The sequence below is a fragment of the Jiulongibacter sediminis genome, from assembly GCF_001306455.1.
In the GTDB taxonomy this organism is placed as follows: Bacteria; Bacteroidota; Bacteroidia; order Cytophagales; family Spirosomataceae; genus Jiulongibacter; species Jiulongibacter sediminis.
In genome coordinates this window covers 1,275,450-1,291,733 of sequence record NZ_LGTQ01000005.1, presented here as the reverse complement: position 1 = coordinate 1,291,733, position 16,284 = coordinate 1,275,450, and the positions used below count along the sequence as shown (strand labels likewise).

Sequence of the window (16,284 nt, the reverse complement as noted above, 5' to 3'; positions counted from 1 at the left end):
GATAAGATGGTCAATCTATAGTTCAATTGAAAAAACTTCAACCTGATGAAATCAAAATATGTGTTTTTGCTTCTCCTTTTTATCATTGGAAACAGGTCTGTCAAAGGGCAGTTTGAATATAATAATTTGTCGTATGTAGTCGAAGATATACCGGTTGATAGCCTTCAAATGCTAAACCTTGTTTTGCCGGAGTCGGTTAAGAACGCACCATTACTCATTTGGATAGGCGGTGGGGCCTGGTCTTATGGAGATAGACATGTTGAAATGAAATTAGCTCGTAATTTAGCCAAGCAGGGTATTGCAGTTGCAAGTGTTGGTCACAGGCTTAGTCCGGCCGTTTGGAGAGATCCGTCGCTATCTAAAGGAGTAATTCACCCGGCACACATCGAAGATGTTGCCCGAGCTGTAAAATGGTTGTCAGATCATGCTCAGGAATATGGTTATGATGGTGATAAATTTTTTATTGGAGGCTATTCTTCAGGAGCACATCTGGCATCCTTACTGAGTTTAGATTCACAATATTTGGAGAAATATGATTTGAACCCGTCTATTTTTAAAGGTATTCTTCCTTTCTCGGGCACTTTTGATATTCCTCATTATCGCGAGATTCTGAGAAATGGTGCCCGGCCGGAGCTTGCTGAACAGCACGTAGATGCTGTTTTTGGATCAGATTCACTTATTCAGGTCTCTGCTTCTCCGATGACTTATTTGAAAAATTTATCTTCCCCCATTCTTATCCTTAGTGATAACGATCTTCACCGTTATACTCGCCATTTTGAAGATGCTTTGCGTCAAACAGACTTTCGAAAAGTAGAGGTGATTTATACTTTCGAATTCGGTCACGGGGCATTGTGGCGAAATCTATCGGGTGAGGAGGAAAGTCCGCACCGAAATAGAATGGTTAGTTTCATAAAGGAAAATGCCATGCGGCCTAAAGGGTAAACCTCAGCCCAATCGAAACATCACCGACATTGATTTCCTCACTACGATTATCTACTGTAAAGCCTTTGAGATATCTAAGATTTAGTTGCACAGCAATTTTTTCAGTAACCTTATAACAAGGAGCCACAAGGAGCCCCACCTGTGGGTTGGCGTCCCAGATTTTGTTTCCTGACCAGCTGCCGTAACCATTATTATAGGTAATTAGGGCTGCACCGCCGGAAATCAATACCGGAAGGTCAACTTTGTCATTAATAGTGAATGAGTAGCCCACACCACCATGAAATATATTGCCACTACGAAAGTGCTGGTTAGGAACCGTTGATGCCGCCACACCGGTGTAAGATAATCTTCCGATAATTCGATTAACCTGTAAGTCACCAAAAATCCCATATGTGAGTCCATTGGTTTGATCGTCACCATACTGAAGAAGCGGAGCATATCCTGTTTTGAGCCCTATTGAAAGGTGGGTGGCCGTTTGGGCTTTTACATTTAAAAAGGGAAGAAAAATAAGAATTAGAATAAGGAAGCTTGATTTGTTTGAGGTCGTTTTCATCGTTTTGTTTTTTTGATTTGAAGACGATTCAAAAGTAAAATGGAGAGAAATCAGACCCTATTTTTAGCCAGGGACAAAGGGTGGACAACCTTAAAAAAGTTGGATGGTAGAACTTTTTAGGATAACAGTCGAAGAAATCCGTAAGTTGGTAGATATGAGGAGATTGTGGTTAAACTTTAAGGATCTTTTGTCCATCAAAGAAGCGAATCAATTAAAAACAAAAAAACATTTACATTATGAAAAAGTTATTTGCTCCCGCCCTTCTGATTGCTGGTCTTGTTTTAGGAACTTCTTCCAGCTTTGCTAACGAAATTGTATCCGAAAACAACAATGACCACGATAGAGAAAAGGCCGCAGCCTTTTATAAAAAGAACAAAGAAGAGATTCAGAATTATAAGTCAGTGGTAAGCACCTTCTTTAGTTCAAACGGACAGTTTCAAAATTTGACCGATGAGCAGCAAAATGAGTTCATTAATTCTGCCGAATCGCTGAAGCAGGAGCTCTCTCAAAAAGACGACTACCGGGCCAAAAGATTTCTGAAGAAGGTAGATCTGACAGAAAACATTTTCAGATTTGTCTGGGAGAGTAAGCCTGAATATGTTGAGATGGATTTCAGTTTTGAGGCTCCTGTAATCGCTCCAGAAACGGAAGTCATTCTTTAGATTCACCAGAACTTTTATCAAAGCCCCTCTATTTGGAGGGGCTTTTTCTTTTTGAGACTTTAACAACAATTAAACATCTCGGGGAGCCGAAATTCCCAGAAATGGATAAGGGCAAAGACACACCTTCTCAAAAACTTTCAGCTCATTTCGAGCACATACCCCCGGGAAATCGCCCTCCTTTCCAAATAAATTATTCATTACCTGAAAGTGGAGATGTGGTGGCCAGTCGCCATTAATGGGGTAGTTGCCAATTTCAGCAAATGTTTCTCCTTCTTTAAGAGTTTGCCCTTTTAGTTTTCCTTCAAGAGATTCCAGAGAAAGGTGCCCAAAAAGATAATATAGCTCTTCACGGAGCGACTTGAGAATTATAGTTGGCCCGTAATTTCCAAAACCTTCATTATTAGCAAAACTATGAATTTGGCAGTCTTCAGGACAAAAAAGTGGAGTACCGGCCGGCATCCAGATATCAACCCCTAAATGAATGCTTCTGCTCTTTCCGAGATTAAATTGCTCACGGGTATTGTATATACGACGATCTTCAAGCCAACCGCCAATGCCTAGCTGTGCGTTTTGCTCATCAATTAGGCCAAAAACGTATGAGGTGAAAGCTTTGGTATCATCAGGATTCAGTGAGTGGAGGTCCTGATTTTTAGCAGAGAAATCCAGCCAGGCCAGTTTGGCCTTATCAATAGGAAATGAAAGGATAGAGGTCATGCCCTGTGATTTTTGGGCAAAACTAGTGAATAACTAAACAGCTGAGGGTTCGGGATGTTTAAAAACATTAAAGTTTACGCTACAAGTCCCTTTTTTTAATTGAATATCAATTTTTTCAAAGCCAGACTCGGTGGTAAATTCAGACATACAGCCAGCCTGTTGAATAGAAATATGAAGTTGATTGTCTTGATTAAGCTCGTCAATTTTGAGCGTTATACCCATTTTTTGAGCCATGGCAGTTAACCGTTGAAAATCGTACGTTCCGTCACTTTCTTTTATTTCAAAACTGATATCACCTTCTAAATTCACCTGAATGGAAAACAGACAAAAAACTGTGAACAGGCCGGTGATCATCAGTGAAGGACGCATCCATTGAGATGATAATAGCTTTTTCATAACCTGAGTAATTTGTAAATAGCTTTTTCAATAATTCAAATGTAGCAGGAAACTTAAAGCTGGTTTTAACCCAAATAGGGGGATTTGTTTACAATTGTATGCATATAAAAAAATAATGCCATTGAAGGTCAATGACATTATCTGGTTTTCAACACAATTAAAAACCCTAAAGCAAATCTGCGTCAGGCTTTATGTGTCAAATAAATGAGGTTTGATTTTCTTTTTAAGATCAATTTTCCAAATCAGAATGATCGATTCGCAATTTGCTTAGCTGATCAATTCATTTCTATACTGCGAGGGCGTTTTTGAGGCGTGTTTCTTAAAAGCCAGATTAAAAGAAGAGAGCGTGTTGAATCCGCAATCGGCCGCAATGCTTGATATTTTCAGCGAGTTATCTTCTAAAAGTGTTTTGGCTTCCTCTATTCTAAAGGAATTGATATAGTCAGGGAAAGACTGATGATAATAGTTGTTTATCATTTGAGACAGCAGATACGGCTGTATCTGAATCTTCTCAGCCATTTTAGGAATAGTCAGATTAGGGTCCAGGTATATTTTTTCATCCGTAACCAGTGTCTCCAATTTATTGAGATAAATATGAGCGTTTTCAGGTAATTGCTGATTCTCGTTGAGAGATACCGCTTTTTTGGCGGCACTCTTCTTTATCATCGATTGATCTGAAGGCTCCAGATTTAAAGTGGATTTAAACCTGAAATAAAACAGTGTTATGAGGACAGAACCTATGGCAATAAGGTATATGAAAAAACTATGGTAAGCTTCTCTGGCCAGGAAAAGTACACTTTGATTTAACCAGACAAAAGTTAATAATACGAGTAAACTCCAGAGCCACTTTTTCTCTGAAGTATTGAGACCCTGAACTTTATCTTTGTTCTGAAACAGCCAGAAAATAGCATAAAGCTGAAACATTCCCCAATGAACCACAACAATGAGTAGCTGAAGTAAATAATTCTCCTGAATGTCGATACCCAGAACCATCCCCATAACGATAAGGCCAAAAAATGGAAGGAAGTTTATGATTTCCGTGAGCTCAATTTTTTGAGAGCCTTTAACCAGATTCTGGATATAAAAGAGTCCAAGGGGTCCAAAAACGGTGGAGATACCAATCAAAAATTGCTTTAGCAAAAAAGGAAGATCCTGAAAGAAGACAATATATATAATGTGAAGAAAGGCACAAATGGTCATTATCAGCAATACCAGTCTACGCACGTTGCTTTTTCTAAAAGTAGAGTAAATATGGATAGATAGAAACAGCAATAAGGAGCCGGCAAATAGCCCGATATATTTCAGATTGGTACTTTCAATTAGTGGATACATAGTGCTGTGTCAATAGGTGTAATCTGATTTGAAATGAATCTGAAATCTCAAATTCAAAATGGTGATAAACAGACTTGACAGCAGGTTTTGTACCTGATGGGTTAAGGTTAATTCTTTCATTTTTATAAGTAATAGTTTTTAAAGGTTGTCAGATTTTTTGAGACTGTTGCACCCTTAGAGCCTCCACAGCATCATTTTAACACTTTTTGGGGGATGTGATTTTTAAAATGCAACCACCTGTTTTACGAATTCGTCAGAAATAGCTCTTCTATTTCTTATTCCTCTAAGGTTTTGAATCTGTACCCAGCGTTTGCCAAAACAAACAAATAAAGATTTTTAACAATGTGTGATTTACAAATTGATCATATCAATATTCAATTTTGAGAAGCTTCCGGGTGTAACCTTCCTTTCTTTTGTTGCAGATACTTCGCAATAAACTGAATGGCTTAAGCTGGCTCACACACTTTGTGCCCACCTATATCTGTACAGTTCGTTGCAGATTATCTCATCAATTTTTTTAAACCTTAAATACAAACTGTATGAAGAAATTTTTATTGACTCTGTCAATGGTTTGTCTGAGTGTGCTCACATTCGCTCAAACCGTCGAAGTTTCTGGGAAGGTAACCAGTGCCGATGATGGCATCGGACTTCCGGGTGTTTCTGTTACCATTCAGGGCACCACCAGAGGTACTACCACAGATGCTGCCGGTACGTACTCTATTGAAACTGAGAGAGGTTCTACGCTTGTCTTCTCTTTCGTAGGGATGAACTCTCAGGCTATTGCCGTAGGTAATCAAAATGTAATCAATGTTAGTCTGGCTTCTGATGCAAACCAGCTCTCGGAGGTTGTAGTTACCGCTCTTGGTGTTTCCCGTGAGAAAAAATCATTGGGTTACGCTGTTCAGGAAGTAGGCGGTGAAGAAATTACTAAGGTAAAAAGTCAAAACTTTGTGAATTCTCTTTCTGGTAAAGTGGCTGGTCTTCAGATTCGCCAAAACCAAACTATGGGTGGTTCTACCAACGTTTTGATTCGTGGTAATAACTCGCTTGCTTCTAATAATCAGCCACTTTTTGTGGTTGATGGAGTACCTGTTTCTAACTATAACGGTAACGACGTAAATCAACAAGTAGGTAGTGATGGTTACGATTATGGTAACGCGGCTTCGGATATCAACCCTGAGGACGTGGAAACTATAAACGTTTTGAAAGGTGCCGCTGCTACTGCCCTTTACGGCTCAAGAGGTGCTAATGGTGTAATTATGATTACCACCAAAAAAGGGAAAGTGAGAAAAGGAATCGGTGTAAGCGTGTCAAGTACCGTGACTACAGGTAATATTGACAAAAGCACCTTTATCAAATATCAGGACCAGTACGGAGCCGGTTATGGACCATATTATGGTGAGAACAATCCGTACTTCCTTGATTATGATGATTTGGATGGTGATGGCGTAAACGATTTAGTGGTACCCACCACTGAAGATGCCTCTTATGGAGCAAAGTTTGACCCTAATTTGATGGTTTATACCTGGGAGTCTTTTGTGCCTGAGTCTGAGAATTATGGAAAGAAAATGCCATGGGTAGCATCTCAAAACACTCCGGCTAATTATTTCTTTGAGACAGCCACTACCTTCAATAACAACATCTCTTTCAACGGTGGAAACGAAAATGGAACTTTCCGTTTAAGCTACACCAATCTGGATGACAAGGGTATTTTGCCGAACTCTACCCAAAAGAGACATAACGTAGGGTTGAACTCATCGTACAATTTTGGAGAAAGAATCACGGCGACTACATCTGTTAACTACTCAAAGCAGAACACCATAGGTCGTTACGGAACGGGTTATTCGGGTCTGAACCCAATGCAGTCTATGCGTCAGTGGTGGCAGACAAATGTAGACATGGAGCGTCAGGAATATTTTTATAATCTGACGGGAAGAAATGTCACCTGGAATATGAATGATCCTATCAACGGTGATTTTGGGCCAATTTATACGGATAACGCTTACTTCACCCGTTATGACAACTATCAGTCTGATGGACGTAACCGTTTGTTCGGGAACATTGCTTTAAATTATAAGGTAGCTGATTGGTTCAATATTATGGGTAGAGTTTCAACTGATACGTATAATGAACTTCGTGAAGAAAGACTTTCTCCGGGTTCTTCTGGAGCCCGTTTTGGTGTAAACAACAAGACTGAAACCTCAGGGTATGAAAGAACGGATATCAGTTTCACTGAAATGAACTATGACCTGATGGGTAATTTTGATAAGCGTTTCAATGAGGATTTGAGCCTTGCGGGTGTTGTTGGTATGAATATACGTACCGAGAGAAGAGAACGAATTCTTCAGTCAACAGCTGGTGGTCTTGCCGTTCCTGGTGTTTGGGCTATTGCAAACTCTGCTAATACTCCTCCAATTCCATTGGAGACATTGACGGAAAGACAAGTGAATGGTTATTATGCCAGTGCTTCCCTAGGTTTCAGAGATACCTATTTCTTAGACGTGTCTGACAGATACGATATCTCTTCTTCTTTGCCGATTGGCAATAACGCTTATAACTATTACGCCGCCAGTGCCAGTTTTGTCTTCTCAAATCTGATGGATGCCAGCTGGTTACGTTTTGGTAAGTTGAGAGTAGGTTATGCTGAGGTAGGAAATGATGCCAATCCTTTGAATGTTAATGATGTATATGTAAGAGCAGATAACTTTGGTTCTTCCGTGTTGACATCTGTACCGAACACCAAAAATAATCCTGATTTACGTCCTGAAAGAACCAAGAGCTGGGAAGCTGGTTTAGAGATGAACACCCTTGGAGGTCGTTTGGGCTTAGACATGAGTGTTTATAAGGTCAACACTGTAGATCAGATTTTGAGAGTAACTCAATCGTTCACCACTGGTTATGGTTTCCGTTATGTAAATGCAGGGGACCTTTCAAACAAAGGAGTTGAGGTTTCTCTTTTCGGTACTCCGGTAAAAGTGGCTGGTTTCCAGTGGAACATGAACCTGAACTGGACTAAAAACGTGAACACCGTAGAGAAGCTTTATGCTGATATTGAGAATATTCAATTGGCTTCTTATCAGGGTGGTATCTCTCTAAATGCCTCTTTGGGTGAGCGTTATGGTACTATTCGTGGTACAGGTTTCCAGTATGATGATAACGGTAACCGAATTGTAAATTCAAGCGGTTATTATGTTGCGGCTGCTGATCAGGTTCTTGGTGTTGCCGCTCCCGACTGGATGGCCGGTTTAACCAACACATTATCATACAAAGGCGTAACTCTGGGTTTCCTTCTTGATATGTCTCAGGGTGGTGAGGTTTATTCATTGGATATGCACTACGGACAGGGTACTGGTTTGCCGGACTATACAGCAGGGTTGAATGATCTTGGTAATGATGTAAGACTTCCGGTAGACGAAGGTGGTGGAATTCTGAATGAAGGTGTTCTTGCCGACGGTACTGAAAACACGACCCGAGCCAGAGCTGATTACTATGGTGGTGCTTACTACTGGGGTAATGCTTCAAGAAATCCTGGAGCATTAACCACTTATGATGCATCTTATCTGAAACTAAGAGAAGCGTCACTTTCGTATAACCTGCCTTCAAAACTCTACAACAGCTTTGCCAATAATATTTCGGTTGGTGTAGTAGGTAGAAACCTTTGGATTATCAAGAAGAATGTTCCTTTTGCTGATCCTGAGGCTGGTCTTGGTGCAGGTAACGCACAGGGTTACTTAACGGGCTCTTACCCTACAGTAAGAAGCATTGGTTTCAACGTGAAACTTGATTTTTAATTATCACTAATCGAAGAATAGAAATTAGTATGAAAAAATTAATAGCAATCGTATGCCTCGGCACTATGCTTTCTTGTACAGATCACTTCGCTGAACTGAACACAGACAAGAAGAGCCTTGCAACTGTACCGGGGGAATCGCTCTTCAATAACGGAATGGAGCGTTTCTATCATACCATGAATAATAATAACGTTAATTTTAACGTATTCAGATTGTATGCTCAATACATCGCCCAAACCACATATCCGGAAGAGTCGCAGTACAATATGGTACAGCGTACCATTCCTGACAACTGGTTTCAGCGTGTATACAGAGATGCCTTATCTGACCTTCAGGAGGCTCGTAAAATAATCTCTGCTGAAGAGACAAACGCGGCCACAGCTCCGGTTCAGAAAAACAAGCTGGCCATTATGACCATCAATGAAGTACATATGTGGAGTACATTGGTTGACCTTTTTGGAGATATTCCGTACTCTCAGGCTCTTGATTTTGAGAACCCGAATCCAGTTTATGATGATGATCAGGCTATTTATAACGACTTGATTAGCAGATTAGATCAGGCTTTGAACGATCTTGATGTAAACGCAGCAGGTTTTGCAGCCAGCAGCGATTTGCTGAACCAGGGTGATGTATCAATGTGGGCTAAGGCCGGTAACTCCTTAAAACTTAGACTAGCTATGCGTATCGCTGATGTAGATGCTGCCAAAGCAAAGTCTATGGCTGAGTCTGCTTTGGCAGCAGGTGTTTTCTCTGATGTATCGGAAGATCTTTCAATGGAGTATACCACAGCTTCACCTTATACCTATCCTGCCTATGAGGATTTTGTGTTGAGTGGCCGTTCTGACTATGTGGCTGCCAATACTCTGGTGGATAAAATGAATGAGCTGAACGACCCAAGAAGAGCTGCTTATTTTGCTCAAAATCTTGGTGATGGAGTTTATAAGGGAGGTATTTATGGTACCACAAACTCTTTTCCAAACAGCACACAGTTAGGCTCTCACTTTTATACCTCAAATTCTTCGGGTGTTACCATCAGCTGTTCTGAGGTTGAATTCCTAAGAGCTGAAGGTGCCGCAAGAGGTTTTGATATGGGAGGTACAGTTGAAGAATTGTATAATAATGCTATCAAAGCTTCTATTATGGAGTGGGGTGGCTCAGCAGAAGATGCGGAGGCTTATTTGGCTCAGGAGTCAGTTGCTTATGCAACGGCTGCCGGTGACTGGAAACAGAAAATAGGTACTCAGAAATGGATTTCCCTTTTCGCCTCTGGCGGAATTGAAGGCTGGACAGCCTGGAGACTTCTTGATTTTGATGGTTTCAATGTACCTGATGGCCTTTCTGCTTCTGATATTCCAAACAGATTGATTTATCCGATCAATGAAGCAACTTTGAATGGTCCAAACATGAATGCCGCGGCTTCAGCCATTGGTGGAGATACTCCACAGTCAAAAGTTTTCTGGGATGTGAATTAAGTCAATAGAAATGGTTTAGTTTTAATCAGGGGTGGCCTTAGTGGGTCATCCCTGTTTTTTTAAGCTGCAGTTCCATTTTATAGTTTGAGCGGGCATAGCTTGATTCACCCAAAGGCACGGAGCTGAAACCAAACTTCTCGTATAACGAAATCGCCGATTTAAGTCTGGTATTGGTATACAATATAATCTTCTCTGCTCTCAAAATTTGAGCATGAGTCAAAGCATGATACATCAATTGACGGCCTACACCAAAACCTTGGAATTCTTCATCTACGGCCATTTTACTTAATTCGTAAATCTTTTCTTCTGTTTTGAGAAGCGATACGGTTCCAATGGTTTGTCCTTTGTAAGTAGCAAAAAAGGTGAAGCCTCCTTTATCAAGAATTTCTTTTTGGGGTTCACTGAGCTGAATTAAGTCGGCAGGCTCTACATAAAAATACTTTTCAAGCCATGCCACATTAAGCCTTTTCAAATGGTGTTGATTCACCGAATTAAGCGGAACAATACTTAACATTTCAAGGAGGTTGTTTGGCTTAAAGTCTTTCATGGGTGGAGAATCGCTGCTCACTTTCTATGAAATGCTACATTTATTCGACGAGCTTCACTTAAAATTCTTTCAATTTAAATTCAACGGTAATCGTTTTCATATCCGACACTTTATAGCCGTTTTGCTCTGCAACAGACCACCGGGGCATCGCATTGACAAATTTCAGTACTTGCTGATCAAATGCTTCTCCCAAACTTTTAACAATTCTCGGATTTTCAGCCCGGCCTTCTGTATTTATGATAAATTCTACATCCACCTGGCCTTCAATTTGATTGGCTAAACCTTCAGGCGGATAAGTCATTATAATTCTCATAAACCGCTCCATCTCGAAAATATCCCCGGGGTAACGAGCCGAGGTTTTTACAAGTTTGAATTGCAAAAGTTCTTTCTTCTCTTCAAAATCTGCTCGTTTATAGTCTGTGGAGTCCGCAATGAACCAGGCTGGGTATTGACCCTTTTGATTCTCCAACTCGAGGTGGATTTCCAGAGGTAAATGCCCGAGTTTATCTTTCATGACCAGACTTTTATGGTCAATGCTGGAGATGGAAATTTCATCAATCTCATAAGTACTGGCGTATTCAAAACGGCCGTTTGCATCGGTTGTGGTTTTCTCAGAACTTCCATTAATGTTTATAGAAGCACCTGGAATAGGTTCTTGATCATGACCGTAAACTGTACCTTCAATATACAGAACCGGCGATTGAGCCTTTGAGAAAAAGGAGGCGAGTGTCAAAACAAAAATCAGGTATCTCATCATGTGGTTATAAAACAATCTAAGATACCTGAAAAAGAGAAGTTTGTGTAGACTTAAGATTTCATAATTTGTGTTTTATTCTTCTAAACTGAAACTGAAGGCTAATGTGTACCAAACATTCACTGTCCTACCGTTTTGCGTGCCTGCCTTCCACTTTGGCATCAGTTTGATGATTCTGAGAGCTTCTTCATCGTATCCATGCCCCAGTCCTTTCATTATTTCCGTTTGGCTAATAGAACCATCTTTCTGAACCACAAATTTGACAAATACTCGCCCTTCAATTTTCGCAGCTTTTGCCTCCGGCGGATAGTTGAGGTGTTGATTAATAAAACGGTACATTTCAGCATTACCTCCCGGAAATTGAGGTTGCTTTTCAACTGCAGTAAATATCTGCTCAGTTCTATTTTCTGAAATCGGTAGAGAAATCCTTTCTTCTTCTAACTCATCCGGTCGGTAAAGCAAAGCGTAAATTTTCCCGAAAGTGTCTACTTTTTTATGGATGTTCACATAGCCTTCTGCCGAAATGGTCAATGAGGTACCCAAGGCAACATTTTCCAACAGAAACCTGCCATTTGAGTTTGCTCTTATTTCAGTATCCGTACCTTCTATACGAACGTACGCATTCTCAATGGTCTCCTGATTTGAATTATATACCACCCCTTCAATACTTTCGGCAGTTTGTTGACCATTTGTCTGGCTAACTTTCAGAGAAAAAAGAATCAGGGGAAAAAACAGGAAGACTTTCATTTCCTTCTTAAGCAAAGTTTGAAAATCGTCTTCATGAACTTATTCCTTCTTCAGTTCAATAATAATCACACCATTCTTTCCCTTTTCACCCGAATGTTCCTCGGCCTTCTCTCCCTTTAGAACATTGATGGATTTGATAGTGTCCGGGTTTAATTCTTTGATATTTTCGACGACTTTTCCGTCAACAATGTAAATCGGAGCTGGTTTATCACTGTCCCTTGGAGACAGAACCAACTTATCTCTGATGATAACATCGGTCGACTTTCCGGGTTTATCCAATTGAAAAAGGAAAGGCATTGTAAACCAAACATTAACTGGTTTCCCATTTTGTATTCCCGGTTTCCATTTCGGCATAATATCGAGTATTCTTGATACCTCTTCTTCCGTACCGCCTCCGCCTATACCTTGTAAAATTTCTCTTTGTCCTATTTGACCATCTTTAAGGATAACGAATTTTACGAATACCCGGCCTTCAAGCCCTTTTTCAAGTGCTTCTTCGGGGTATTTCATATTCTTTGCAATGAATTCATACAAAGCAGAAGTACCCCCGGGAAATTCCGGATTTTCCTCAACAGAAAAAAAAGCATCGCCATCTGCTTTGCCAGATGGTTCTCTTTTCGAAATTGTTGGAGATGGAGGAGGCGTCAAAACGGCTTGCGTCAAAATAATCCTCAAATCTTCTGCAGAAGTCACGGAAATAATAGAAGTATTATAGCCAATAAATGAAAAGACTAATTCGGCATTCTTGTCAATTCTTTCAAGTTTGAAGTATCCATCTAAATCGGTAACCGTACCGGTGGTAGTACCTCGGATAATCACATTTGCCCCGGCTAAAGGATTTCCTTCATTGTCTAATACCCTTCCACTGATGGTATCAAAAACATTGGTGGAATTTCCTGAAATTTTCTCCTGAATATTATCAGAGATATCACCTATACTGGCCTCGCTGGCAGCGGAGAAGACCAGCATACCCAGAAATAAGGGCATGGCAAAGGCGTATTTCCAAAGAGCTTTCTTTTTCGATTTTTCCTGTAATAGTTTCATAATTCGTGTTTTCAATATGGAATGATTGTAAAAGTTATTGATCAGGATGTTTGATTCTGCTTTAAAATGACTAGCCACCAGCACTTCAGCGTATCTTTTTTTGCCGGCATATTCACTGGCGTACTGGTCAGCGATAAGCTCATGAACCAGTTTGATTTCTTTGCGAAGCAAATGGGCCACCGGGTTAAACCAGCAGACTGTCGTAACCAATTCAAACCAGAAAATATCAATACTATGAAACTGGCGGCTGTGAATGTCTTCATGGTTTCTTATCGTTTCATAATCAGGCAGTTTTTTGTCAATAAAGACCTTGCCGAAGACAGAGAAGGATTGTCCGTCCAGAGAGTGAAGGCGAAGTAGTTGCTGAAGCTTAAAAAGAGCCACACTAAACCGAAGCAAGCCATATCCAAAACCTAAAAAGTAAATGGTGGCCCAGAGCATATTCCAGTTCCATCGCGGCTTGGCCTCACCGGCAGTGATACTGAACTCCTCCAGAGAAATCACCGAAATAGCCTCAGAAACCTGCTCGGTCACAAACCAATCCTGCACTATCCCCAGTTTCCAAAACGGAATCAGGAAGGCCAAGAGGCTGGAGCCCAACAAAAAACTTCTGTTGATTTCATAAAACGTTTCTTTGCGTAGTACAAGCCAGTAAAAAGCCACTGAAATGGTAAAATATATGTTGACCTGAAGGAGGTAGCTGAACCAGTTCATATTGGTGTTTATTTAATAGGGTCTTCAAGTTGAAAGAAAATTGGCATAACGTAGGAGACATTGACCGGTTCACCATCCTGAGTCCCTGGCTTCCAGTTAGGCATGGTTTCTAGTACACGAATTGCTTCTTTCTCCAAACCATAGCCCGGAGTTTTGAGAACATCAAAGTCTCTAGGCCTTCCTTCTTTGTCTACCACAAACTTGATAAATACCCGGCCTTCTATATTGTTTTTTTGGGCTTCAGATGGGTATCTTATTTCGTTTCCGATGAATCTGTACATTTCAGCCGCTCCACCAATAAATTCAGGCTGATTTTCAACAACTTTCAGAACCTGATCATCCGGAATGCGGTTTTGTTTTTCTTTCTTAAATCCGACAACAACCGTCTCTTTTAAATCCGATTGGGGCTCTCTTTCTGCAATTGTTTCTTTACAGGCAACAGACGTCACCAACATCCCCAGAAAAAGCGGCATTGCAAATGCATATTTCCAAAGCACTCTCTTTTTTGATTTTTCTTGTAATAGCTTCATAATTCGTGTTTTTAAAATGGATTGATTGTAAAAATTATTAACCAAAATATTTGAGTTGGCCTTAAAGTGAGTGGCAACTAAAACTTCAGCATATCGTTTTTTGCCTGCAAATTCACTGGCGTATTGATCAGCAATGAGCTCATGTAAAAGTTTGATTTCTTTGCGTAGCAAATGGGCCACCGGATTAAACCAACAAACGGTAGTCACCAGCTCAAACCAAAAAATATCAACACTGTGAAACTGGCGGCTGTGAATATCTTCATGGCTTCTGATGGTCTCATAATCAGGTAGGTTTTTGTCAATGAAGACCTTGCCGAAAACAGAGAACGCCTGCCCTTCCAGTGAATGAATCCTCAATAATTGCTGTAGCTTAAACAGTGCGACGCTAAACCGAAGCAAACCATATCCGAAACCCAGAAAGTAGATGGTGGCTCCGAGCATATTCCAGCTCCAACGTGGACGGGCCTCGCCAGCTGTAATGCTAAACTCCTCTAATGATATGACAGAAATAGCCTCAGAAACCTGCTCAGTTACAAACCAATCCTGCACGATACCCAGTTTCCAGAACGGAATCAAAAAGGCAAGCATGCTGGAACCCAGCAGAAAACTCCGGTTGATTTCATAAAAGGTTTCTTTGCGTAAAACAAGCCAATAAAACGCTACCGAAAGGGTAAAGTAGAGATTGACCTGCAGTAAATAATTCAGCCAGTTCATATCTTTTATTGTTTTTGGTGGAGGGGAGGTTAGGGGTCAGAGGTCTGAAGTCGGGTGTCAGGTGTTTTTTATTGAGTATGTGAAACTACACCTTCCACTTTCAACTTGGCCATCAAACATCAAACATCAAACATCAAACATCAAACATCAAACATCAAACATCAAACATCAAACATCCAGACTCACTCATCCTTCACCTGTTCCATTAGTTTCATAATTTCGTCGGCCTCTTTGAGATCTATCTTTTCTTCATTCACGAAAAAGGAGACCATTTGTTTCAGGCTTCCCCCGAAATAGCTGCTCATCAGCTTACTGGAGGCAAATTTCCGGTAGTCGTCACGACTGATAATCGGGAAATACTCATACGTTTTACCATAGGCCACATGGTCTATAAATCCTTTCTGCTCTAAAATCCGAATAATGGTAGAAACCGTGTTATAAGCAGGCTTTGGCTCCGGCAGCTTTTCAATTACATTTTTTACGAAAGCTTTTTCAAGATTCCACATCACCTGCATTATTTCTTCTTCTGCTTTGGTAAGTTCTCTTATTTCCATTTTAGTACGTATTATTATTGATCAATAATCGAAAGTAAAACTAATATTTTAGTTTTCAAACTAATTAGTTAGTTATTTTTCCTGTTGGTGGTCAGAAAGGGGTAGGAGTAGGCTCATGTTTTCATGCTCACAATACCTCTATGTTTATTGTGATCAGGAAATAGTTGAGTTACCAGTATTTTTTTTCAAAAAATAAACAAGAAATCATGAAAACGCTTTTCACTTTGCTTACGGGCCTTTTGTTATTACTATCAGGCTGTAGCCCTTCTTTATGGATTGATCAGGAGCCAAATATCATTTTTGAAAACTATAAAACGTATGCCTGGAATACCCTTGAAGACAGAGTGGGCCATACTTATTATAATAAAGAGAATATTGATGAGTCTGTAAAAAGCTCAATTGAGAGCAGTCTATCTAAGCAAGGTTTTACAAAGGTAGAAGCAGATAAAGCCAATGTTTACCTCGATTTTCATGTGTATATAGAAGAGAACTATTTTCAGGAAGCGTATTGCCCAACAGGCTTTTATGGTAATCTGGGTTATCAGCCTGATCTCTCACCAGGCCCGCGGTGCGAAGTGCCGGAGCGTCAGCGAATTTATGACTCAGGTACTTTTGTAATTGATATGATAGACAAAAATTCCGGGCAGTTGGTTTGGCGTGCCAGCTCATTTGATGTTGTTTCTAACCCGATTGATCTACCCACAATTTTGAAAAAAAGAGCCCGAAATATGATCAAAAAATACGGCAGATAGCGAAAAGGAGGGTAGACGCATAATTCAGTTTTTTTAGTATTTTTGAAGGATTACAAACTAAAAACT

At 40.3% G+C, this 16,284-nt stretch carries 15 protein-coding genes; 5 read left to right on the top strand and 10 right to left on the bottom strand.

What is annotated here, in order from left to right:
- The first annotated feature begins 45 nt into the window (after nucleotides 1-45).
- Nucleotides 46-942 carry an alpha/beta hydrolase gene (locus AFM12_RS05745; RefSeq protein ID WP_055144884.1) on the top strand — a complete coding sequence of 299 codons (897 nt, stop codon included), beginning with the start codon at nucleotides 46-48 and terminating at the stop codon, nucleotides 940-942.
- Here AFM12_RS05745 and AFM12_RS05740 read toward each other — a convergent pair.
- The gene (locus tag AFM12_RS05740; RefSeq protein WP_055144881.1) at nucleotides 932-1,495 is read right to left on the bottom strand and encodes a putative outer membrane beta-barrel protein; all 564 of its coding nucleotides are present in this window, start codon (nucleotides 1,493-1,495) and stop codon (nucleotides 932-934) included. The two genes, AFM12_RS05745 and AFM12_RS05740, sit on opposite strands and share 11 nt — an antisense overlap.
- 236 nt (nucleotides 1,496-1,731) lie before the next feature.
- On the opposite strand from AFM12_RS05740, the gene AFM12_RS05735 reads away from it, so the two are divergent.
- Entirely contained in the window at nucleotides 1,732-2,157 is a 426-nt protein-coding gene (locus AFM12_RS05735; RefSeq protein ID WP_055144878.1) for a hypothetical protein, read from the top strand.
- A 69-nt stretch (nucleotides 2,158-2,226) separates the two neighbouring features.
- On the opposite strand, the gene AFM12_RS05730 is transcribed toward AFM12_RS05735, so the two are convergent.
- From AFM12_RS05730 to AFM12_RS05720, 3 genes are all read right to left on the bottom strand, one after another.
- On the bottom strand, nucleotides 2,227-2,871 hold the full coding sequence (locus tag AFM12_RS05730) for a peptidoglycan DD-metalloendopeptidase family protein (protein ID WP_055144875.1): 645 nt from the start codon (nucleotides 2,869-2,871) through the stop codon (nucleotides 2,227-2,229).
- A 33-nt stretch (nucleotides 2,872-2,904) separates the two neighbouring features.
- Nucleotides 2,905-3,267 (bottom strand): hypothetical protein, encoded by a 363-nt coding sequence (locus AFM12_RS05725; RefSeq protein ID WP_055144872.1) that lies wholly within the window; start codon nucleotides 3,265-3,267, stop codon nucleotides 2,905-2,907.
- Nucleotides 3,268-3,534: 267 nt separating this feature from the next.
- A complete protein-coding gene (locus AFM12_RS05720) occupies nucleotides 3,535-4,599 on the bottom strand; it encodes a helix-turn-helix transcriptional regulator (RefSeq protein WP_055144869.1) in 1,065 nt (354 codons plus the stop codon).
- Nucleotides 4,600-5,138: 539 nt separating this feature from the next.
- Between AFM12_RS05720 and AFM12_RS05715 the strand changes: the two genes are divergently transcribed.
- Both AFM12_RS05715 and AFM12_RS05710 read left to right on the top strand, forming a co-directional pair.
- Nucleotides 5,139-8,390 (top strand): SusC/RagA family TonB-linked outer membrane protein, encoded by a 3,252-nt coding sequence (locus tag AFM12_RS05715; RefSeq protein ID WP_055144866.1) that lies wholly within the window; start codon nucleotides 5,139-5,141, stop codon nucleotides 8,388-8,390.
- 29 nt (nucleotides 8,391-8,419) lie between these two features.
- Nucleotides 8,420-9,862 (top strand): SusD/RagB family nutrient-binding outer membrane lipoprotein, encoded by a 1,443-nt coding sequence (locus AFM12_RS05710; protein ID WP_055144863.1) that lies wholly within the window; start codon nucleotides 8,420-8,422, stop codon nucleotides 9,860-9,862.
- A gap of 37 nt (nucleotides 9,863-9,899) precedes the next feature.
- Here AFM12_RS05710 and AFM12_RS05705 read toward each other — a convergent pair whose 3' ends face one another.
- From AFM12_RS05705 to AFM12_RS05680, 6 genes are all read right to left on the bottom strand, one after another.
- Nucleotides 9,900-10,409 (bottom strand): GNAT family N-acetyltransferase, encoded by a 510-nt coding sequence (locus AFM12_RS05705; RefSeq protein ID WP_055144860.1) that lies wholly within the window; start codon nucleotides 10,407-10,409, stop codon nucleotides 9,900-9,902.
- Nucleotides 10,410-10,467: 58 nt separating this feature from the next.
- Nucleotides 10,468-11,166, bottom strand: coding sequence for a TonB family protein (locus AFM12_RS05700; RefSeq protein ID WP_082391206.1), 699 nt, complete (start codon nucleotides 11,164-11,166; stop codon nucleotides 10,468-10,470).
- A gap of 72 nt (nucleotides 11,167-11,238) precedes the next feature.
- Nucleotides 11,239-11,925: a TonB family protein gene (locus AFM12_RS05695; RefSeq protein WP_131458208.1), complete on the bottom strand. Its 687-nt coding sequence runs from the start codon at nucleotides 11,923-11,925 to the stop codon at nucleotides 11,239-11,241.
- A gap of 24 nt (nucleotides 11,926-11,949) precedes the next feature.
- The gene (locus AFM12_RS05690; RefSeq protein ID WP_055144851.1) at nucleotides 11,950-13,668 is read right to left on the bottom strand and encodes a TonB family protein; all 1,719 of its coding nucleotides are present in this window, start codon (nucleotides 13,666-13,668) and stop codon (nucleotides 11,950-11,952) included.
- 8 nt (nucleotides 13,669-13,676) lie between these two features.
- Entirely contained in the window at nucleotides 13,677-14,912 is a 1,236-nt protein-coding gene (locus tag AFM12_RS05685) for a M56 family metallopeptidase (RefSeq protein ID WP_055144848.1), read from the bottom strand.
- A 182-nt stretch (nucleotides 14,913-15,094) separates the two neighbouring features.
- The gene (locus tag AFM12_RS05680) at nucleotides 15,095-15,466 is read right to left on the bottom strand and encodes a BlaI/MecI/CopY family transcriptional regulator (RefSeq protein WP_055144845.1); all 372 of its coding nucleotides are present in this window, start codon (nucleotides 15,464-15,466) and stop codon (nucleotides 15,095-15,097) included.
- Between the two features lie 206 nt (nucleotides 15,467-15,672).
- On the opposite strand from AFM12_RS05680, the gene AFM12_RS05675 reads away from it, so the two are divergent.
- Nucleotides 15,673-16,218: a DUF4136 domain-containing protein gene (locus tag AFM12_RS05675; protein WP_082391216.1), complete on the top strand. Its 546-nt coding sequence runs from the start codon at nucleotides 15,673-15,675 to the stop codon at nucleotides 16,216-16,218.
- Nucleotides 16,219-16,284: the final 66 nt, after the last annotated feature.